Source organism: Salipiger mucosus DSM 16094 (assembly GCF_000442255.1).
Lineage (GTDB): Bacteria > Pseudomonadota > Alphaproteobacteria > Rhodobacterales > Rhodobacteraceae > Salipiger > Salipiger mucosus.
In genome coordinates, this window is the sequence record NZ_KE557280.1 from 175,962 (window position 1) to 194,881 (window position 18,920).

Annotated in this window: 19 protein-coding genes; 9 read left to right on the plus strand and 10 right to left on the minus strand. The window is 68.1% G+C overall.

Annotation, left to right across the window (positions count from 1 at the left end):
• Window positions 1-96: 96 nt before the first annotated feature.
• Window positions 97-546: a YtoQ family protein gene (locus SALMUC_RS19475; RefSeq protein WP_020041427.1), complete on the plus strand. Its 450-nt coding sequence runs from the start codon at window positions 97-99 to the stop codon at window positions 544-546.
• Window positions 547-649: 103 nt separating this feature from the next.
• Window positions 650-1,078, plus strand: coding sequence for a large conductance mechanosensitive channel protein MscL (gene mscL / locus SALMUC_RS19480; RefSeq protein WP_020041428.1), 429 nt, complete (start codon window positions 650-652; stop codon window positions 1,076-1,078).
• Between the two features lie 43 nt (window positions 1,079-1,121).
• On the opposite strand, the gene SALMUC_RS19485 is transcribed toward mscL, so the two are convergent.
• A complete protein-coding gene (locus tag SALMUC_RS19485; protein WP_037372348.1) occupies window positions 1,122-1,739 on the minus strand; it encodes a nucleotidyltransferase family protein in 618 nt (205 codons plus the stop codon).
• Between the two features lie 263 nt (window positions 1,740-2,002).
• On the opposite strand from SALMUC_RS19485, the gene SALMUC_RS19490 reads away from it, so the two are divergent.
• Window positions 2,003-3,154 (plus strand): GAF domain-containing protein, encoded by a 1,152-nt coding sequence (locus tag SALMUC_RS19490; RefSeq protein WP_020041430.1) that lies wholly within the window; start codon window positions 2,003-2,005, stop codon window positions 3,152-3,154.
• Here SALMUC_RS19490 and SALMUC_RS19495 read toward each other — a convergent pair.
• From SALMUC_RS19495 to SALMUC_RS30595, 4 genes are all read right to left on the minus strand, one after another.
• Window positions 3,108-4,436: an HlyC/CorC family transporter gene (locus SALMUC_RS19495; RefSeq protein WP_020041431.1), complete on the minus strand. Its 1,329-nt coding sequence runs from the start codon at window positions 4,434-4,436 to the stop codon at window positions 3,108-3,110. The genes SALMUC_RS19490 and SALMUC_RS19495 overlap by 47 nt on opposite strands.
• A 145-nt stretch (window positions 4,437-4,581) precedes the next feature.
• Window positions 4,582-5,508, minus strand: coding sequence for a site-specific tyrosine recombinase XerD (locus SALMUC_RS19500; protein WP_020041432.1), 927 nt, complete (start codon window positions 5,506-5,508; stop codon window positions 4,582-4,584).
• Complete coding sequence (locus SALMUC_RS19505; RefSeq protein WP_021120668.1) at window positions 5,505-7,064, minus strand: hypothetical protein; 1,560 nt, start codon at window positions 7,062-7,064, stop codon at window positions 5,505-5,507. Before SALMUC_RS19505 ends, SALMUC_RS19500 begins: the two co-directional genes overlap by 4 nt.
• Window positions 7,054-7,203, minus strand: coding sequence for a hypothetical protein (locus tag SALMUC_RS30595; RefSeq protein ID WP_020041434.1), 150 nt, complete (start codon window positions 7,201-7,203; stop codon window positions 7,054-7,056). The genes SALMUC_RS19505 and SALMUC_RS30595 overlap by 11 nt, the downstream gene beginning before the upstream one ends.
• Window positions 7,204-7,299: 96 nt before the next feature.
• Here SALMUC_RS30595 and SALMUC_RS19510 point away from each other — a divergent pair, with 96 nt between their 5' ends.
• Together SALMUC_RS19510 and aroB are read left to right on the plus strand one after the other, a co-directional pair.
• Entirely contained in the window at window positions 7,300-7,872 is a 573-nt protein-coding gene (locus tag SALMUC_RS19510) for a shikimate kinase (RefSeq protein WP_020041435.1), read from the plus strand.
• A complete protein-coding gene (aroB, locus tag SALMUC_RS19515; protein ID WP_020041436.1) occupies window positions 7,869-8,981 on the plus strand; it encodes a 3-dehydroquinate synthase in 1,113 nt (370 codons plus the stop codon). The genes SALMUC_RS19510 and aroB overlap by 4 nt, the downstream gene beginning before the upstream one ends.
• A gap of 7 nt (window positions 8,982-8,988) precedes the next feature.
• On the opposite strand, the gene SALMUC_RS19520 is transcribed toward aroB, so the two are convergent.
• Window positions 8,989-9,993, minus strand: coding sequence for a GlxA family transcriptional regulator (locus SALMUC_RS19520; protein WP_020041437.1), 1,005 nt, complete (start codon window positions 9,991-9,993; stop codon window positions 8,989-8,991).
• A 196-nt stretch (window positions 9,994-10,189) separates the two neighbouring features.
• On the opposite strand from SALMUC_RS19520, the gene SALMUC_RS19525 reads away from it, so the two are divergent.
• Entirely contained in the window at window positions 10,190-11,560 is a 1,371-nt protein-coding gene (locus SALMUC_RS19525; RefSeq protein ID WP_037372351.1) for a class II 3-deoxy-7-phosphoheptulonate synthase, read from the plus strand.
• 124 nt (window positions 11,561-11,684) lie between these two features.
• Window positions 11,685-12,125, plus strand: a complete 441-nt coding sequence (locus SALMUC_RS19530) for a DUF4174 domain-containing protein (RefSeq protein WP_020041439.1) — start codon at window positions 11,685-11,687, stop codon at window positions 12,123-12,125.
• Between the two features lie 68 nt (window positions 12,126-12,193).
• On the opposite strand, the gene ggpS is transcribed toward SALMUC_RS19530, so the two are convergent.
• The 3 genes from ggpS to SALMUC_RS19545 are packed head-to-tail and all read right to left on the minus strand — an operon-like array spanning window position 12,194 to window position 15,610.
• Window positions 12,194-13,699, minus strand: coding sequence for a glucosylglycerol-phosphate synthase (ggpS, locus tag SALMUC_RS19535; protein WP_020041440.1), 1,506 nt, complete (start codon window positions 13,697-13,699; stop codon window positions 12,194-12,196).
• 1 nt (window position 13,700) lies between these two features.
• On the minus strand, window positions 13,701-14,477 hold the full coding sequence (locus tag SALMUC_RS19540) for an HAD-IIB family hydrolase (protein ID WP_020041441.1): 777 nt from the start codon (window positions 14,475-14,477) through the stop codon (window positions 13,701-13,703).
• Window positions 14,474-15,610 (minus strand): NAD(P)H-dependent glycerol-3-phosphate dehydrogenase, encoded by a 1,137-nt coding sequence (locus SALMUC_RS19545; protein WP_084514033.1) that lies wholly within the window; start codon window positions 15,608-15,610, stop codon window positions 14,474-14,476. Before SALMUC_RS19545 ends, SALMUC_RS19540 begins: the two co-directional genes overlap by 4 nt.
• Window positions 15,611-16,037: 427 nt before the next feature.
• Here SALMUC_RS19545 and SALMUC_RS19550 point away from each other — a divergent pair, with 427 nt between their 5' ends.
• Entirely contained in the window at window positions 16,038-16,973 is a 936-nt protein-coding gene (locus SALMUC_RS19550; RefSeq protein ID WP_020041443.1) for a UTP--glucose-1-phosphate uridylyltransferase, read from the plus strand.
• A gap of 146 nt (window positions 16,974-17,119) precedes the next feature.
• Here the strand turns inward: SALMUC_RS19550 and SALMUC_RS19555 are convergent, their stop codons facing one another.
• Window positions 17,120-17,797, minus strand: a complete 678-nt coding sequence (locus SALMUC_RS19555) for a PAS domain-containing protein (RefSeq protein WP_020041444.1) — start codon at window positions 17,795-17,797, stop codon at window positions 17,120-17,122.
• A 232-nt stretch (window positions 17,798-18,029) separates the two neighbouring features.
• Here SALMUC_RS19555 and SALMUC_RS19560 point away from each other — a divergent pair, with 232 nt between their 5' ends.
• The gene (locus SALMUC_RS19560) at window positions 18,030-18,920 is read left to right on the plus strand and encodes a YicC/YloC family endoribonuclease (RefSeq protein ID WP_020041445.1); all 891 of its coding nucleotides are present in this window, start codon (window positions 18,030-18,032) and stop codon (window positions 18,918-18,920) included.

The following is an 18,920-nucleotide window of genomic DNA, read 5'->3' on the forward strand; positions in this document are numbered from 1 at the left end:
CCACGTCCGGCCGATGGCGCTCGCGCCGGCCGATGTGGTTGCGTCCGGTGACCGCAGGCATATCTCACTGTCAGACGAGTCAGAAGGAGCGAGGACATGGGACTGAACGTTTACCTGTCGGGCGAGATTCACACGGACTGGCGCGAGCAGATTATCGAGGGAGCCCAAGGGCTTGACCTGACCTTTACCGCGCCGGTGACTGACCACGCGGCCAGCGACGACTGCGGCGTCGCGATACTGGGCGCCGAGCCCGACAAGTTCTGGCACGACCGCAAGGGCGCGCTGATGAACGCCATCCGAACCCGCAAGGGGATCGAGGATGCCGACGTCGTCGTCGTGCGCTTCGGCGACAAGTACAAGCAGTGGAACGCCGCCTTCGACGCGGGCTACGCCGCGGCGCTCGGCAAGTCGCTGGTGATCCTGCAGCCCGAGGCGCACGACCACGCCCTGAAAGAGGTCGATGCCGCGGCCCTGGCGGTCGCCCGCACGCCCGAGCAGGTGGTGGGGCTCCTGCGCTACGTCCTGACCGGCGCGCTGCCGGACTGAACCCGTCCGGCGCGAAAAACTGTTGCCGCACAAGGCGATCTGCCTTGAGATGACTGCGCCGTCCATCGCGGGCGGCGCAGTTCTTTCTTGGAGATCCGGACAAATGGTTCAGGAATTTCGCGACTTCATCGCCAAGGGCAACGTCATGGACATGGCGGTGGGCATCATCGTCGGCGCGGCCTTCACCGCCATCGTCACCTCGCTGGTGGGTGACATCATCAACCCGATCATCGCGCTCTTCACCGGCGGGATCGACTTCTCGGGCTGGTTCTACGCCCTCGACGGCAACGACTACGCCTCGCTGGACGCCGCCAAGGAGGCCGGCGCCCCGGTCTTCGCCATCGGCCGGTTCGTCATGGCGGTGGTCAACTTCCTGATCATCGCCTTCGTGGTCTTCATGCTGGTCAAGATGGTGAACCGCGTAAAGGCCATGGCCGAAAAGCCCGACGAGGTCGCCCCCGAGGTCAAGACCGGCCCTTCGCAACTCGACATCCTGATCGAGATCCGCGATGCGCTGAAGGCGCGCGACTGACGGGTCGCCGTCCCGCCGCGCGCCCTTTGAATGCCCTGCGCGCCTATTCCGCCGCGCAGGGCGCCTGGTTTCTGTCGCGCCAGGCCTGCCAGGCCTCGGGCGTGTCGAGGTCGGTCACGGCCCGGGAACCGGGCAGGGCGACGTGACGCAGCCGGTGCGCATTGGCGTCCAGCACCCGGCGTGCGCCCTGGTCTCCGCTGAGGTTCAGCAGCGCCGGAAAGCAGTCGGCCGGGAACAGAACCGGGTGGCCCGGCGTGCCGTCCGCGGCCGTGGCCTGCTGCAGCGTCGGCCGCGGCACGGCGCGGAAACCGGCGATAACCGCCGCCAAGTCCGGCGCCGTCAGTTCCGGCATGTCGGCCGGCAACACCAGCACGGCATCTATCCCGCGCGGCAGCATGGCCACGCCGCGACGCAGGGCACTCGACATGCCCAGGTGCGCGTCAGGCACTTCGACCACCTGGACGGGCAGGCCCTGGATGGCCCGCACGCGTGGATGGTCGTGTGCGGGCAGGGCGACGGCCACGTGGTCCGCCACCTGCAAGGCTTCCTCGGCCTGGCGACGGAGCAGCGCGCGTCCCTCGACCTCTTCCAGAAGCTTGTCGGTTCCCCGCATCCGGGCGCTCGCTCCGGCGGCGGGAATCAGAATTGCGATTCCTCCCATGGCCGCGCTTATACAGGATTGCCGCCGGCGTTGGGGCATTTTTCGCCAAAAGGTTGCGCAGACCCATGCACGGCCGAACGAATCTTCCCCGTGCGTGCGTCTTCGGGGGCGCTGACACGACGCGACCCTTCGCTGCGCCTCGGCTTCCGCAACGTCGGGCACCCCGAGGCGGAACCGGCCGCCAAAAGGTTCGCGCAGGCCGTTGACGCCGCTCGCTTGTTGCATAATCTCGGAGAATTGGCAGGACACGGGAAGCAGAACCCATGGCACTGGCGCCAAAGCCCGAGGACGAGGCAGACAGACTGGCCGAGCTCGAGAGTTTCGGAGCGCTCGACAGCGCGCCCGAACCCTCGCTCGACGAGATCGTGCGCCTGCTGGCCTCCATGCTCGACGTACCGGTCGCGCTGATCAGCCTGGTCGGTTCCGACCGCCAGTGGTTCAAGGCGCGCCACGGCTTCACGCCCACGGAAACGCCGCTCGACCAGTCGATCTGTTCGCACGCGCTGCTCGACGGCAACTTCCTCGAGATCCCGGACACCGCGCAGGATCCGCGCACGGCCGACAACCCGCTCTGCTGCGGCATCCGGGCCGAGATGCGCTTTTACGCCGGTGCGCCGCTGATCACGCGCGCGGGCCATGTCATCGGCACCGTCTGCGTCCTGGACGAGCGGCCGCGACGGCTGACCGACCAGCAGCGCCAGCTGCTCGAAGTCATGGCGCGGCAGGTGATGCAGCAGCTGGACCTGCACCGCGCGCTGGCGCTCAAGGAAGAGCTGCGGTCCGAGATCGACCACCGGGTCAAGAACTCGCTGCAGACGGTGGCCTCGACCATCCGCCTCTACCGCGCCCGCACCAAGAGCCCCGAGACGCTGGACGCGCTCGATGCGGTGGGCCGCCGGGTCGACGCGATCTCGCAACTGCACGCCGAGCTCAACATGGCCTCGAAGATGCATCACGTGCGGCTCGACGCCTATCTCGCGCGGGTGGCCACGCTGCTGCAGCGGCAGGCCCCGGTGGGCATGTCGCTGATCGTCGACGTGCCGGCGCTTGAGGTGGAATCCCGGGTCGCCGCGGCCCTTGGCGTGATCGCCAGCGAGTTTGCCGCCAATGCCACGAAATACGGCTACCCGGACGGCGCCGAGGGCGCGCAGCTGCGCTTTACCGCTTCGCGCGGCCCGGATGGCGCCCTGAGCTTTCGCTGCGGCGACAACGGCACCGGCCAGCCGGGCACGATCGACCCGCTCTCCTCGACCGCCCTGGGCAGCCGCCTGATGGAGGCGGCGGCGCAGCAGGTCGGCGGCACGATCACCCAGGGGCGCGATGTCGCGGGCTTCGTGCTGACGGTCGACCTGCCGGGTCCCGGCGGTCTCAGCTCGCCAGACGTGGCACGGAAGGACGCACACGCAACCGGGTGATCCGGTTGTTCTCGCGTTCCATGACTTCGAAGCGGAAGCCGTGGAAGCTGAACTTCTGGCCCTTGGTCGGGATCATCTGCGCCTCGTGAATGACGAGGCCCGCGATGGTGTTCGCCTCGTCGTCGGGCAGCGACCAGTCCGTCGCGCGGTTGAGATCGCGGATGGTCATGGCGCCGTCGAGCCAGAACCAGCCATCCTCGCCGGCCTTGACCTGGTGCTCGGCGTCGGGGTCGTGCTCGTCGGTGATCTCGCCCACGATCTCTTCCAGGATGTCCTCGAGCGTGATGAGACCCTCGAGCGAGCCGTACTCGTCCACCACCAGCGCGAAGTGCGTGTGCAGGCGCAGGAAATTGCGCATCTGGTCGGCCAGCGTCGTGGTGTCCGGCACGAAGTAGGGCTTCATCATCACCTCGGTAATGCGGAACTCGTCCAGCGCCTCGATCCCGCGGTCGCCCGAGGCCTCCATGAACTGGTACATCGCGCGCAGCAGGTCCTTGGCGTGCAGCACGCCGATGATGTTCTCCTGCTCGTCGCGGAAGACGGGCAGGCGGGTGTAGCTGCTGTCGAGGCACTGCTGGAGGATGTCGCGCGGCTCGGCGGCGATGTCGATCATCTCGATGCCCGAGCGGTGGAGCATGATCTCCTCGACGGTGCGCTCGGCAAGGTCCAGGGCGCCCAGGATACGGTCACGATCCTCCTTCTCGACGACGCCTTCGGAGTGGCCGAGCTGCAGCGCGCCCGCGATCTCCTCGCGTACGGCGAGGATCTGGCTGTCCGGATCGGTCTGCACGCCGAAGAGCCGCAGGACCACCCGCACGAAGGCGCGGATCGCGGCAACCACGGGTGCAAAGACCAGCACCACCACCGAGATCGGCGTCGCCACCTTGCTCGCGGCCTGCTCGGGGTTGGTGATGGCGTAGGTCTTGGGCAGCACCTCGGCGAAGATGAGCACCAGAAGCGTCATCACGAGGGTCGCCAGCGCCACGCCGGATTCTCCGAAGAGCCGCGTGAAAAGCGCCGTCGCCAGCGAGGTGGCGAGGATGTTCACCAGGTTGTTGCCCAGCAGCACCGAGCCGATCAGCCGCTCGTTGTCCTCGGTGATGGTCAGCGCCTTTTCCGCGCCCTTCGATCCGCGGTCCATCGAGGCGCGCAGCTTGCCGCGCGAGGCGGCGGTCAGCGCCGTCTCGGAGCCCGAGAAGAAGGCCGAAAGCAGGATGAGCACGAGGATCGAACCGGCGGTGATCCAGAGGGCCGCGTCCATGTATGTCGAGGCGTCGTTCATGAAATCCGTCGTCCGTTGGGGTCGGAAGGGTTATGGGCGCCCGCGCCGCCGCGTTCAAGGCGAAGCCCGTCCCGCGCGGCGGCGCGAGAAGAATTTTCGAAAACTTTTGCGAATTCCTCGATGAGATTTGCGGTCTGCGCCGAGGTCACTCGCGCGCGAGCGGGTGATGGTCGAGGACCAGCTCCTTCAGCCTTTCCTCGAGCACGTGGGTGTAGATCTCGGTGGTCGAGACGTCGGCGTGCCCCAGGAAGGTCTGGATCGCCCGCAGGTCGGCGCCGTTCTGCAGCAGGTGCGTGGCGAAGGCATGGCGCAGGGTGTGCGGCGTGACCCGCGCGGGCGAGACGCCGGCGCGCACGGCGATGTCCTTGATCAGCAGGTAGAAGGCATGCCGCGTCAGGTGCCCTGCCTTGCCGCGCGAGGCGAAGAGGTGGCGGGAGGCCGGCTTGCCTTCGATCCGCGCGGCCTCTTCCATGGCCTCGCGCCGCGCGAGCCAGGTCCCGAGCGCGGCGCGGGCGGGCGGCGAGAGCGGCACCATGCGTTCCTTGCCGCCCTTGCCGCGAATGAGCAGCATGCGCGGATCGCCTCGCGCGGCAGACAGCGGCAGCGTGACAAGCTCGCTCACGCGCATGCCCGTGGCGTAGAGCAGCTGCATCAGGCAGGCGTTGCGCAGCCGGTCGCTCTCGGTGCGGCCATGCGCGCCGGCGGCCTCCAGCAGTCGGTCGACCTCCTCGATGCTCAGCGTCTTCGGCAGGCGTTTCGGACGGCCGGGGCCCGCGATCTGGACCGCCGGGTTGTCGCCGCGAAGCCCTTCCTCGAAGGTGAAGCGGTAGAGCTGCTTGATCGACGAGAGGCGCCGCGCCCGGGTCGAGACTGCGAGGCCATTGGCCTCGCAGTCGATGAGGTATGCCTCCACATCGGCCTTCTGTGCCGCTTCGAGCCCAAGGCCACGCTCTGCCAGCCAGGCCGCGAAATCGCTGAGGTCCCGGCCATAGGCGGCGCGCGTGTTGTCCGAGGCGCCGCGCTCGGCGGCCTGCGCTTCGAGAAAGGCCGAGACCCAGTGCCGGTCGCTCATCGCAGCGCGCCTTCGTCGTGCAGCAGCAGCGCCTGGATCGCGGCGCGGCGGGCCGTGTCCTCGAGCCCGACGGCGCGGAAGGTGGCGAGCGCCGCGGTGATGTCGCCGTGGTTGCCCTCGGCCCCCGAGGAAAAGAGCGCGATGGCGCGGAGCAGTGCCTCGCCCAGCTTGCCCGCGCGCAACATCTCCGACAGCCTGCGGGGCACCTCGGTGCCGCTCCAGGCCTCGGCCGCGGCGGCAAGGCGGGGCGCGTCGGGCAGTGGCTCGGGCGCGCGGCCCTGCGCAATGGCCGCGACGGTGCGCATGGTCGGGTCGGTGCCGGTCACGTTCGCGGCCGCGATCTCGTACTCCGGCGACAGCAATTCGGCGCGCAACGCGAGGCCGGCCGCCTCGCCCTCGAGCGACACCTCCGCCAGCCGGGGGCCGAAGAGCCGCGAGAAGGGCACCAGCAGGCCCGCGCTGCGCATCTGGCTCCAGGCCTGCCGGAGTGCCGGGGCCACGAGGTCGGGCCGCCCGCTTTCCAGCGCCTCGTCCAGCGCCTGAACGGCCGCGACGCGGTCCCAGACACCGCCCGAGGCGGCCGGGCTGCGCTCGGTGTAGAGGCCCAGCAAGCGGTTGTCGGAAAGCGCGCCGCGCCGCGCGAGCCGTTCCGCCGCGAGCACCTGCGCGCGCCAACCGCTGGTGCCACCAAGGTCGGCCACGGCGAATGGAACGGGCAGGGGCTGTGTCGGGAGCGTCTCTCCGATGGCCTCGAAGAGGCGGAATTCAAGCGGCGTCGGGCGCGGCGGCACGGCCACGGGGGACGCGCCGTCGGCCAACGCCGGGTCGATGAAGCGCGCCAGCAGCTCGGCGGTGCGCTCGTCGAGCCGGCCCAGGGCCTCGGCGGTGCCCAGCACGGTCGCCGCGTGCTCCCAGTCGCCGGTCCGCGCATCGCAGTAGATGCGTGTCGCCAGATCCTCGGACAGCGCAGGCTGCCGTTCGAGGGCGCGGCAGGCGTTTTCGGCGGTGCGCGACAGCAGGGCGAAATCCATCCAGCGGGTGAAGAGCGCAGGCGAGGCGGTGCCACCCGCGCGCTCGATCAGCGCGAGCCCGGGCTCGATGCCGCCCTCGTCGAAGAGCCGGTCGAGCCTCGCGGCGAGCAGGGAGACCTCGGTCTCTGGACCCTGCGAAGGGTCGGCCTCGGCCAGCAGCAACGTGAAGAGCAGCGCCGAGAGCGCGGGAACTGCCGGGTCCACCGCGGCAACGAGCGGGACCAGCGTCTCGGTCCGGCTTTCAGACCAGAGGTCGGGCGGCAGGCCGGTCACGGACATCGGCAGCAGTCCCGCGGCCTCGACGCCGGGCGCATCGAGGGGGCGCGATTCGACCTCGGGGCGCGCGACGCGGTCGGCCACCGGCGGCTCGGGCGGTTGCAGCGGCGTCATTTGTTCGGCGCCACCATCCTCGAGCCACTCGATCGCGGACAGCGGGTCCTGCGTGCCCTGCACCTCCTGCGCCGCAAGTGGCGCGGTCAGGGCAGCCGCGAACGCGGCGGCGAGACAGGCACGATCAGTTCTCATCCAGCTCCACGGGTTCGCGGATTTCGGTCTGCGGCGGCGAGAAATCGGCACCGAAGAACGGCCCGATGTAAGCGTAGCCAACCAGCGCGATCCCCCCGAGAACGAGGAGAATGAGCAGCCATTTGAAGAGTCGTCCCATGCGTTCGCCTGTCCTGCCTCGAGTATTTTTTCTAACTTATACCTAGCCTTTTCGGCAAACTCACGTCATTCACGGCGCCGGGAGGCAGAATTGGCGATGGATGGCCGAGATACAAGGGCCGAGACGGTGCGACTGAAGAAAACGGTGGTGCTCGTCGGCATGATGGGAGCGGGCAAATCGGCGGTCGGGCGCGCGCTGGCATCGGCCCTGCACGTGCCGTTCCGCGATTCGGATGCCGAGATCGAGCTGGCCGCCAACATGAGCATCGCCGAGATCTTCGCCCGTGACGGCGAACCCTTCTTCCGCCGGAAAGAGACGCAGGTGATCGCGCGCCTCCTCGACGACGCGCCGGCGGTGCTGTCGACCGGGGGCGGCGCCTACATGTCGGCCGAGAACCGGGCGATGATCACCGAGCGCGGCGTCGCGGTCTGGCTGGATGCCGACCTGCCGGTGCTCTGGCAGCGGGTGAAGCACAAGGACACGCGCCCGCTCCTGCGCACGCCCGATCCCTACGCGACGCTGAGCGAGATCTACGAGCGCCGCGTGCCGATCTATGCCAAGGCCGACATCATCGTGAAATCGGGGCGCAAGCAGTCGCTGGAGGCGATGGCCGACCGCGTGATCGACGCGCTGAAGGCGCGGCCCGACGTTCTGGAGTGCGAAACATGAGTGAAACCGTCCACGTGGCGCTTGGCGAGCGGGCCTACGACGTCCGCATCGGAACCGGGCTGATCGACCGCGCGGGCGCCGAGATCGCGCCGCTGCTGTCGCGTCCCCGCGTGGCCATCGTCAGCGACGAGACGGTCGCCGCGGCGCATCTCGCGGCTCTCCAGGCGGGGCTTTCGGCCGAGGGAATCGAGAGCGTGGCGCTCACGCTGCCGCCGGGCGAGGGGACCAAGTGCTGGCGCGAGCTCGAGCGCGTGACGGAATGGCTGCTGGCCCAGCGGATCGAGCGGCGCGACGTCGTGGTCGCGCTCGGCGGCGGCGTCATCGGCGATCTCGTGGGCTTTGCGGCCGCGATCCTGCGGCGCGGCGTGCGCTTCGTGCAGGTGCCGACCTCGCTTCTGGCGCAGGTCGACAGCTCGGTCGGCGGCAAGACCGGGATCAATTCGCCCGCCGGCAAGAACCTTGTCGGCGCTTTTCACCAGCCGGCGCTCGTGCTGGCCGATACCGGCGCCCTGCAGACCCTGACGGATCGTGATTTCCGCGCGGGCTACGGCGAGGTCGTGAAATACGGCCTGCTGGGGGATGCCGCGTTCTTCGGATGGCTCGAGGACAATGCTGCCGCCATTTCGGCGCGCGAGGAGGCGGCGCTGCTCTACGCGGTGCGCCGCTCGGTCGAGATGAAGGCCGAGATCGTCGTGCGCGACGAGACCGAGCAGGGCGACCGCGCCCTGCTGAACCTCGGGCACACCTTCTGCCACGCGCTCGAGGCCGCGACGGGCTATTCCGATCGCCTGTTGCACGGTGAGGGCGTGGCCATCGGCTGCGCGCTGGCCTTCGAGCTGTCGGCACGGCTGGGGCTTTGCCCGCAGGAGGAGCCGAGCCGCGTGCGGGCGCATCTGACGCAGATGAAGATGAAGGCGGACCTGTCGGACATCCCGGGCGAACTGCCCGGGGCCGAGGCGCTCTACGAGTTGATGGGCCAGGACAAGAAGGTTGTCGACGGCGCGATCCGTTTCATCCTGGCGCGCGGCATAGGCGCGGCCTTCGTGACCGCCGAGGCCCCGCGCGAGACCGTGCTTTCGGTCCTGCGCGACGGGCTGGCGGGGCGCTGAGCGCGGCCTACTGCTCGGCCAGTTTCGCGGCCTGGCTGCCGCGCTCGCGATAGGGCGTCGTCTGATAGTGCGCGCGGTAGCACTTGGAGAAGTGCGAGGGCGAGGCAAAGCCGCAGGCCAGCGCGACGTTGATGACGCTCATGTCGGTCTGCATCAGCAGGTTACGCGCCTTCTGCAGGCGCAGCTCCATGTAGTAGCGCTTGGGCGAGCGGTTGAGGTAACGCCGGAAGAGCCGCTCGAGCTGCCTGGTGGACATGCCCACCTGCTTGGCCAGAAGCGCCGGGCTGATCGGCTCTTCGATGTTCTGCTCCATCATGTGGATGACCTGGCTCAGCTTGGGGTGGCGTACGCCGATCCGCGTGGGCACCGACAGGCGCTGCGTGTCCTGGTCGGTGCGGATCGCGCTGTAGATCAACTGATCGGCGACCGCGTTCGCCAGTTCCTCGCCGTGCTCGTCCGCGATGAGCTTGAGCATCAGGTCGATCGAGGCCGTACCGCCCGCCGTCGAGAGCCGGTTGCCGTCGATCACGAAGACCGACTTGGTCAGCACCACCTCGTCGAATTCCTCCGCGAAGCTGTCCTGGTTCTCCCAGTGGATCGTGGCACGGCGGCCGTCCAGCAGCCCGGCCCGCGCCAGCACCGCCGAGGCGGTGCAGAGTCCGCCCACGCGCAGCCCGCGCCGCGCCTCGCGCCGCAGCCAGTTCATCATGCGCTTGGTCGCGCCGCCGAGCGCATCGATCCCGCCGCAGAGCAGCAGCGTGTCGTCGCGGGTCAGCTCGGGCAGATCGCAGTCGAGCTTGAACACCGCCCCCGCCGAACAGGTGACCGTATCGCCGCCATCCCCCGTGAGCACCCATTCGTAGGCGGGCCAGCCAGCCATCCGGTTGGCGATGCGAAGTGCCTCGACCGCGGCGGAGAAGCTCAGGAGGGAGAAGCCCGGCAGAAGCGCGAAGACGAAACGTCGCGGTTTTGCCATCGGGCCGGGCTGGAAGGTGGTGCGAGGCGCCGGCATTGTTCGGGCTCTCCTTTTCGGGCATCCCGGGAGTGGGGGGAATGCGCGGGCCGCGCCGGCCCGAAGCGTTTCACAAGAGGGCAGAGAAGGTCGGGAGCGTCAAGAGATTGCGAATGATTCGCTATGGCATATCAGGCGGGCCTTCGCTATACGCGCGGGACGTTTTCGCTAACGGAGACCATGCGGGAGAGAGATCATGACGGATTGGAGCAAGTCGAGCTGGAGAACCAGGCCCAGGATCCAGATGCCGGACTATACCGACACGGCTGAACTGGACGCGGTCGAGGCGCAGCTGTCCAATTATCCGCCCCTGGTCTTTGCGGGCGAGGCGCGGAAGCTGAAGTCCGAGCTGGGCAAGGCCGCGCGCGGCGAGGCCTTCCTGCTGCAGGGCGGCGACTGCGCAGAAGCCTTCGAGCAGTTCAGCGCAAACGCGATCCGCGACACCTTCAAGGTGATGCTGCAGATGGCGATGGTGCTGACCTACGGCGCCAAGGTGCCGGTGGTGAAGGTGGGCCGCATGGCGGGCCAGTTCGCCAAGCCGCGCAGCGCGTCCACCGAGACGCAGGGCGACGTCGAGCTGCCCAGCTTCCGCGGTGACATCATCAACGAGCTGGCCTTCACGCCCGAGGCGCGCCGGCCCGATCCGCGCAAGATGCTGCAGGCCTACACCCAGGCGGCGGCAACGCTGAACCTGATCCGCGCCTTTTCGACGGGCGGTTTCGCGGACGTGCACGAGGTGCACCGCTGGACGCTCGGCTTCACCGAGGGCGACGAGGCCGCGCGCTACCGCGAGATGGCGAACCGCATCAGCGACACGCTGGACTTCATCAAGGCGGCGGGCATCGACAGCTCGCGCTCGGCGGCGCTGCACCAGGTGAACTTCTACACCAGCCACGAAGCGCTGCTGCTGGAGTACGAAGAGGCGCTGACCCGCGTCGACTCGACCTCGGGCAAGTGGCTCGCGGGCTCGGGGCACATGATCTGGATCGGCGACCGCACGCGGCAGCCCGATGGCGCGCATGTCGAGTTCGCGCGCGGCGTGCAGAACCCCATCGGCCTCAAGTGCGGCCCCTCGATGACCTCCGAGGATCTGAAAGTGCTGATGGCCAAGCTCAACCCCGAGAACGAGGCCGGGCGTCTGACGCTGATCTCGCGCTTCGGGGCCGGCAAGGTCTCGGAGAACCTGCCGCGGCTGATCGAAACCGTGCGCTCCGAGGGTGCCGAGGTGCTCTGGGTCTGCGATCCGATGCACGGCAACACGATCAAGTCGGGCTCGGGCTACAAGACGCGGCCCTTCGACCGTGTTCTGTCCGAGGTGCGCGAGTTCTTCGCGGTGCACAAGGACGCGGGCACCATCCCCGGCGGCGTGCACTTCGAGATGACCGGCCAGGACGTGACGGAATGCACCGGCGGCGTGCACGCGGTCTCGGAAGAGAACCTCAGCGACCGCTACCACACCGCCTGCGATCCGCGCCTGAATGCGACGCAGTCGCTTGAGCTGGCCTTCCTCGTTGCCGAGGAACTGACGCGCCTGCGCCACACGCCGGCGGATGCCGTCAGCGCCTGAGCCGGCGCAACTTCGGTCAAGAATTGCGGGGTCCCGGTCGGGGCCCCGTTTTCTTTCCGGCCGCCAATGAACCGGTTGCTCGGCCCGCGCGTAGTCCAATGGACACCCAGCGGGAGACAGCAAGATGTTCGGACCTTTCACCAAGCTGACTCTGGCCGTCGCGGCCGGGACCGCCGCGTTCTTCGCGGCAACCTCGGGCAATGCGGCCGAGGGCATCTTCCGCGACCTGTCGCCCGACCGGCGCGACCTGTCGGACCTGCGCTGGGACAAGCGCCCGGTCCTTGTCTTCGCTCCCTCCGGCGACAGCGCCGACTATGCGCGGCAGATCGCGCTTTTCGAGGCGGCGGAGGCCGGGCTGGCCGAGCGAGACATCGTCGTTCTCAGCGACGTGTCGCCGGATCGTCCCGGCATGTTGCGGCAGGGGTTCTCGCCCGCCGGCCTCAAGATCGTGCTGGTGGGGAAGGACGGCGGCGTGAAACTCGAGCAGGACCGCATCCTCCGCCCGGCCGAGCTGTTCGCCACCATCGACGCCATGCCGATGCGGCGCCGGGAAATGTCCGAGTGACGAAAAGATCGCGTTGAAACGAAAAAGACCCCCTGCCGGGGGTCTTTTCTGTTCTTGGCGCGCCGTGCTCAGGCAGCCGCGCCGCTGTCGTCTCCGAAGTCCTTGGGCGAGAGCAGGGCGAGCTGGTCCGCCGCCCAGTGGTGCGTGTCGCGTTTGGCGACAGCTGCGCGCAGAAGCTTCATCCGTGCGCGGCGCTCGTCCTCGGGCATGTCGATGGCGAGGTCGATGGCGTGGTCCATCGCCCGGCTCGAGAAGGGGTTGGTCATCACCGCCGCGCCCAGCTCGACCGCGGCGCCGGCAAATTCCGACAGCACAAGCACGCCGTCACCGTCCCGGCGGGCCGAGATGAATTCCTTGCAGACGAGGTTCATGCCATCCGCGAGCGGCGTGATCCACGCCACGTCCGAGACCTGATACCAGGCGACCAGTTCCTCGAAAGGCACCGCGCGCGAGATCAGGGCGACCGGCTGGAAGCTGAAGCTGCCGAAGCGGCCGTTGATGCGGCCGGCGATCTCTTCGAGCTCCTTCTGGATCGGCTCGTAGACCGTCATGGCGCGGTTTGCCGACACCGAAACATGCAGCAGGCGCACCTGCTCGTGCAGGTCAGGCCGGCGCTCCAGCAGTCGCTCGAAGGCAAGCAGCTGGTCGGCGCCGCCCTTGGTGTAGTCCGTCCGACCGACCGAGAGCAGCATCTTGCCGTCACCGACCTCGGCGCGGAAGCGCTTGGCCAGTTCGGCGGTCTCGTCGCTCGCGGCAAGTCCGTCGATGTAATCGACATCCACGCCCACGGGCGTCACGCCCAGGTGCACGACGTGGCCGTCGGACATGTGGATCTCGGTCGGCACCGTGCGGTCCGACAGGGCCGAGCCCTCGGTCACCAGGTCGTCCGGCACGCGCACGCGCGGGACGTTGCCCACGTCGTGCTGCGAGCGGACGCATGAGACGAAGTTCGCCGCGTAGCGCGGAATGTGGAAGCCCACCACGTCGGCGGCCAGCAGCGAGTCGATGATCTCGCCGCGCCAGGGCAGCACGTTGAACATGTCGGCCGACGGGAAGGGCGTGTGATGGTAGAACGAGATCCGCACGTCCGGACGCAGCTGGCGCAGGTAACCCGGGACGAGCCACAGGTTGTAGTCATGCACCCAGACGCTCGCACCCTGCGCGGCCTCGGCGGCGGCGGCCTCGGCGAAGGCCCAGTTCACCTCGCGGAAGGTGGGCCAGTCGACGGGATCGTAGTTGTACTTCTCCTTGAAGCCGTGAAGGATCGGCCAGAAGGCCTCCTTCGAGGTCACGTGGTAGAAGCTGCTGACCTGTTCCTTGGTGAGCGGAAGGCGCGAGACCGTGTACTTGCCGAAGCTGTCCTCGATGTGGACCACCCGGTCGAAGCCGGGGTTAGACGTATCCTCGGCCTCTTTCCAGGCGACCCAGGAGGCATTCTTCACCTTGCCGAAGAAGCTCTTGAGGGTCGGCACGATGCCGTTCGGGCTCTTGTTTTCCCGGTACTCGATGCGCCCGTCGACCTCGACCTCTTCGTAGGGCTGCCGGTGATAGACGATGACCAGTTCGCTGGACATTTCAGGCTCCTTTCGGTGTCGGGTGCATGTTCCAGGTCTCGACCGCCTCGAGGATGCCGGCCGCGCCGACGGCGCGGGCCTTGTGCACGTGGGGCAGGTCGCCGACCTCGTTCAGAAGGGCCTCTTCCGAGCCGCCGACGGCGACGGCCGGAAGGCCGCACTTCAACATCGACAGATCGTTGAGCGTGTCGCCTGCGGCAAGCACCCGCGGCTCGTCGATCTCGAGATGCGAGACGAGGCGGCGCAGCGACGGACCCTTCGAGATGCCGCGCGGCAGAACATCGAAATAGCAGTTGTTCGAGATCAGCGGATCGTGGCCCAGCTCGCGCACGATCTCCGAGGCGCTGGGATCGAAGGCCTCGGCGTTCATGTCGTAGCTGACGCGGTAGCGGAAATCGGTCGGCTGCAGCGTGAGGCCGGGGTGGCCGTCGAGCGCGCGCTTCACGGCCGGGCCGGCGTCGCCCCAGGTTTCGGCGATCTCCTGTTCCAGCGGCGCGATGGGATGGATCTCGCCCGCGTGGACGCGGGCAATGGTCGTACCCACATCGCCCACCACGAACTCGGGCCAGGGCACGCCGCTGTCGCAGAGCTCCTTGATGAACGCGGGATCACGGCCGGTCACGAAGATCAGGCCGATGCTGTCGCGGTGCGCCTCGATCCAGCGATAGAGTTCGGCGCGGTCCGCGTCGCTGCCGCCCAGGAAGGTGCCGTCGAGATCGGTCGCCAGCACGAAGCGGCAGGTCGAGATGTCGCGCGACAGCGCGTGGTCGAGGCTCATGCGGGATCTCCTTCGCCGGCATGTACGGTCAGGTCCAGGGCGCGCGGCTCGCCCTCGATCGGGCGGGCCCAGAGCGCGCGGAAGGTTTCGGCAAGCGGCGCGCCCTCGTGCAGGATGGCGTGGACCGCCTCGCAGATCGGCATCGAGACGCCGACCCGCCGCGCCAGGTCGACGACCGAGACGGCGTTGACCTCGCCCTCGACCACGGTCGGCTTGCCGTCGAAGCACTGGTCGCGCGGAATGCCTTGGCCCAGTTGCGTGCCAAGCGACATGTTGCGCGACGTGCTCGAGGAGCAGGTCAGCGTCAGATCGCCCGCGCCGGAAAGACCGGTGACCGTCTCGCGGCGACCGCCGAGCGCCTCGGCCAGCGTCTTCATTTCGTCCATCCCGCGGGTTATGAGCGCCGCGCGCGTATTCTCGGCGAACCCCGCACCCGTCATCATGCCGCAGGCGATGGCGATCACGTTCTTGACCGCGCCGCCTACTTCGACGCCCACGAGGTCGTCAGAGATGTATGGCCGGAACGCTTGGGTCTGCATGGTCAGCGCCAACCGCGCGGCCGGCGCCTGTTCGGGCGCGATCCGGTCGTTGTGGGTGAACTGGAAGGCGATGGTGGCGGCAGTCGGGTGCCCCAAGGCGGTTTCGCGCGCGAAAGTCGGGCCCGAAAGCGCGCCGACCGGGTGACCGGGCAGCTCTTCCTCGACGACGTGGCTCAGCAGGTAGCCGGTGCCGCGCTCGATGCCCTTGCAGCAGAGCGCGATGGGCACGCCCTCGGGCAGGTGCGGCTTCATCAGGCGGGCCATGTCGCGCAGCGTGTGCGAGGGCGTCACCATGAGCACGGCCTGCGTGTCGCGCAGGGCGCGCTCGAGATCGCTCATCGGGCGAAGGCCGTCGGGCAGGGGGATGCCGGGCAGGTGCTCGGGGTGCTCCCGTGTCTCGGCGATACGCTCGGCCAGGTCGGCGCGGCGGCCCCAGAGGCGCACGTCGTGGCCTGCACTGGCGGCGACGGCGGCGAGGGCGGTGCCCCAGCTGCCCATGCCGATCACGGTAATACGAGAATAGGGGGTGGCGCGCCGGGGTCCGGAGAGGCTGTCGGGCTGCGCGGGCGGGGTGTCGATTTCGGAACCGTCCATGAGATCAAAGGCCAACCACTCGAATGTAAACGGCCGGCGGGGGTATTTACTCCATTCTGTGTCTATCGAGTAACGTATACACTATCCGTCGGGTTCCGTCATGCCATCCCGGCTTGCGCGCTTTGTCGCTGGAAGTCCCGCGGCACACGACAAACCCGAACTTTTTGCCGATGTTTTAGGCTTTTGCCCAAATTACCGGCACGATCAAGTCTCACCTCTCGCCTTTCAAGTGCTTTTGGAGCGCTTTCGCAGGCCGGCGATCGGTCACGAGGGCCGTCCGCGTCGGCCTTTCGACCGATTTTCCGGCGGGATGCCGCTTGGAACCAGTCGGATTGTCGCGAAGTTTTGACATACGCCAGATAGGGCATAAATTCTTCCATGATTGCCGCACTGCGGCGAAATCGTCGCTCGAAAAGGAGACCCCGACGTGAGCAAATCCAGCCAGAATGCATCGCCCTCCAAGGTTCGCACCGCGATCTTTCCCGTCGCCGGACTGGGCACCCGCTTTCTGCCGGCCACCAAGGCAACGCCGAAAGAACTGTTGCCCGTCCTCGACCGCCCGCTTCTGCAGTTCGCCATCGACGAGGCGCGCGAAGCGGGGATCGAGCGGATGATTTTCGTGTCGCATCCCTCCAAGTCCGCCATCGAGCGTTACGTCCACCAGGACGAAGACCTCTGCCGCACGCTGCGTGCAAAAGGCAAGCACGGCATCGCGGACCACCTCGACGCGGCCGCCATCGATCCCGAGGCCGAGCAGGCACACTTCGTCATGCAGCCGGAACCGCTTGGCCTCGGCCACGCGGTCCTTTGCGCGGCGGATGAGGCGCTGCCGGGTCCGGTTGCGGTGATCCTGCCCGACGACCTGATCATGGGCGACAAGGGCTGCATCGCGGAAATGATCGAAGCCTACGAGACCGCCGGAGCCGGCCACATGGTCGCCAGCATGGAAGTGGCACGGGACGAGGTTTCGGCCTATGGCGTGCTCGTGCCCGAGGGCCGCATGCAGGGCAACGTGCTGCCCGCCAGCGGCATGGTGGAAAAGCCCGATGCTGATGCAGCGCCCTCGCTGCACGCGGTCGTTGGGCGCTACGTGCTGGACGCCTCGATCTTCGACGCGCTGCGCACGCAGGAGGCGGGACTCGGCGGCGAGATCCAGCTGACCGATGCGATCGCGCGCGGCGCGGACGAGGTTGGGCTTTGCGGCTTCCGCTTCAGCGGCGAACGCTACGACTGCGGTTCCAAGGCCGGCATGCTTCGCGCGACGCTGGCCTATGCCGAGCAGCATCAGGAGTTCCGCACGGTGCTGGACGCGCAACAGGCGTCGGCGGCCCCCGCAGCTCCGGTGGCACTCGCCGCGGAGTGATCCACGGAACATGGAACAGGCCCCCGCAAACGTGTTTTGCGGGGGCTTTTTCATGCGCAGCGGACGCCTTGCAGCATGACGTGAAAAGCTATCGCCAAATATCTGTTTCAGCGTGTTTTTATGGGGGAGCGCATACCTGGAATAGGTCAGTCGTTCGAGATGACCAACCGCAGGTGGGGCCGCTTTTCGGACTGACGCGGCGCGGGCTTGAAAGGTGCGGGCGTTTCGGCCAGTTCCACGCGGTGCGGAGCTTGGGCCACGGGCTTGGGCGCGATCTCGAAGCCCGGCGTGACGGTCATCGAGGCGATGTGGAACCGCCGCGGCGTGCGGCCGATCCGACCGGATGTGACCAGAGCGCCGATCATGCGTGTCATGTCGCCCATATCCGACCGGAGCGGCAGGAGCAGCAGGTGCCCGGACAGCGCCGAACGGCCGAAACCGTCCTCGCCGCGCAACTCGGCGCGCACGCAGGCGCCGTCGGCAAAGACCTGCGCCACGCCTTCACCCAGCCGATCCCGGTCCTTGGGCGCGAAAAGCGCCGAGAGCGGCATGCCGCCGGTGTCCATGCCCATGACCTCGTTGAGATGCGTGCCCGCGACCCGCAGCTTGGCCAGCATCGGTGCGATGCGCTCGGCCAGGAAGGCATATTCCAGCGCAGTCTCGATCCCGCGCGGATCGATCTGGCTGCGCAGCGGCACGGCGCCGCTTTGGGCGGCCAGGCCGTGCCAATAGGCCTCCAGCAACCGGATCGGTGCCAGTCGTCTCTCTTTCTCACGGTCGGTCATCGACACGACATCCCGTTCCTCATCGCTCTTTCCGAACATTCCCGCGCTCCTTGATCTTCTGCGCTGCCCGGTCGGAGCCCCCGTTCCAACGTGCATGCATTCCTATGCGATTGAGACTCAAGTTACCTCAAATGCGTTGGAATTGCGCCGGATTTATGACTGAAAGGTTAACGCCCGCTGAAGGGCCGCGCGGCTGGACAGCGAGGGGTTTCCGCTTTACCCGGTCGGCAAGGAAACCGGCGCCTCTGGGGCCGCCGCGACGGGAGAGCACATGCGTCAATCCATGACCGGTTTTGCCACTTCGAGCGGCGAGCACGCGGCCCTGCGCTGGACCTGGGAGCTGCGCGGGGTGAACGGCAAGGGCCTCGATCTGCGCCTGCGGCTGCCAGAGGGGCACGAGGCGCTGGAGCCAGACGTGCGCGCCCGCGCAGGCAAGCGCCTGCAGCGCGGGAACGTCCAGATCGCCTTGAAGCTGCAGGGGCGCGAGGAAGACGCCGGAGCGCAGCTCGACGAGGCGGCGCTTGCCGGGGTGCTGGACGCCATGGTGCGGATCCAGCGGGCGGCCGAGGGGCAGGGCCTCGAAATGGCGCCCTCGAGTGCCGCGCAGATCGTTGCACTGCGCGGCGTCATGACGGGCACGCGCCAGATTGCCGATGCCGAGGCACTGCGTGTGACGCTGCTGAAGGATTTCGACACGGCCCTCGCGGCCTTCGTCGCCGCGCGCGAACGCGAGGGCGCCGCGCTGGCCGAGGTGATCGTCAGCCAGCTCGACACAATTGCCGAGCTGACCTCGCAGGCGGAAACCATCGCCGGGGCCAGGCGGGACGAGCAGGCCGAGCGCATGCGCATCGCGCTCGCGCGGGTGATGGAGAATACAGAGGGCGTCGACGAAGCACGGATCGCGCAGGAACTTGCACTGATCGCGGTCAAGGCCGACGTCACCGAGGAGATCGACCGCCTCCAGGCCCATGTCACCGCCGCGCGCGAATTGCTGACAGAAGAGGGTGCCGTGGGCCGCCGCCTCGACTTCCTGATGCAGGAATTCAACCGCGAGGCCAACACGCTGTGCTCCAAGTCCGGCTCGGTGCCGCTGACGCAGGTGGGGCTTGCCCTAAAGACCGCCATCGACCAGACGCGCGAGCAGGTGCAGAATGTGGAGTGA

Coding starts and splice junctions, on each gene's coding strand:
- SALMUC_RS30595 (WP_020041434.1), bottom strand. CDS start 7,203: ATGGGACGACTCTTCAAATGGCTGCTCATTCTCCTCGTTCTCGGGGGG.
- SALMUC_RS19530 (WP_020041439.1), top strand. CDS start 11,685: ATGTTCGGACCTTTCACCAAGCTGACTCTGGCCGTCGCGGCCGGGACC.
- SALMUC_RS19475 (WP_020041427.1), top strand. CDS start 97: ATGGGACTGAACGTTTACCTGTCGGGCGAGATTCACACGGACTGGCGC.
- mscL (WP_020041428.1), top strand. CDS start 650: ATGGTTCAGGAATTTCGCGACTTCATCGCCAAGGGCAACGTCATGGAC.
- SALMUC_RS19545 (WP_084514033.1), bottom strand. CDS start 15,610: ATGGACGGTTCCGAAATCGACACCCCGCCCGCGCAGCCCGACAGCCTC.
- aroB (WP_020041436.1), top strand. CDS start 7,869: ATGAGTGAAACCGTCCACGTGGCGCTTGGCGAGCGGGCCTACGACGTC.
- SALMUC_RS19500 (WP_020041432.1), bottom strand. CDS start 5,508: ATGAGCGACCGGCACTGGGTCTCGGCCTTTCTCGAAGCGCAGGCCGCC.
- SALMUC_RS19510 (WP_020041435.1), top strand. CDS start 7,300: ATGGATGGCCGAGATACAAGGGCCGAGACGGTGCGACTGAAGAAAACG.
- ggpS (WP_020041440.1), bottom strand. CDS start 13,699: ATGTCCAGCGAACTGGTCATCGTCTATCACCGGCAGCCCTACGAAGAG.
- SALMUC_RS19540 (WP_020041441.1), bottom strand. CDS start 14,477: ATGAGCCTCGACCACGCGCTGTCGCGCGACATCTCGACCTGCCGCTTC.
- SALMUC_RS19505 (WP_021120668.1), bottom strand. CDS start 7,064: ATGAGAACTGATCGTGCCTGTCTCGCCGCCGCGTTCGCGGCTGCCCTG.
- SALMUC_RS19560 (WP_020041445.1), top strand. CDS start 18,030: ATGCGTCAATCCATGACCGGTTTTGCCACTTCGAGCGGCGAGCACGCG.
- SALMUC_RS19520 (WP_020041437.1), bottom strand. CDS start 9,993: ATGCCGGCGCCTCGCACCACCTTCCAGCCCGGCCCGATGGCAAAACCG.
- SALMUC_RS19525 (WP_037372351.1), top strand. CDS start 10,190: ATGACGGATTGGAGCAAGTCGAGCTGGAGAACCAGGCCCAGGATCCAG.
- SALMUC_RS19495 (WP_020041431.1), bottom strand. CDS start 4,436: ATGAACGACGCCTCGACATACATGGACGCGGCCCTCTGGATCACCGCC.
- SALMUC_RS19485 (WP_037372348.1), bottom strand. CDS start 1,739: ATGGGAGGAATCGCAATTCTGATTCCCGCCGCCGGAGCGAGCGCCCGG.
- SALMUC_RS19555 (WP_020041444.1), bottom strand. CDS start 17,797: ATGTTCGGAAAGAGCGATGAGGAACGGGATGTCGTGTCGATGACCGAC.
- SALMUC_RS19490 (WP_020041430.1), top strand. CDS start 2,003: ATGGCACTGGCGCCAAAGCCCGAGGACGAGGCAGACAGACTGGCCGAG.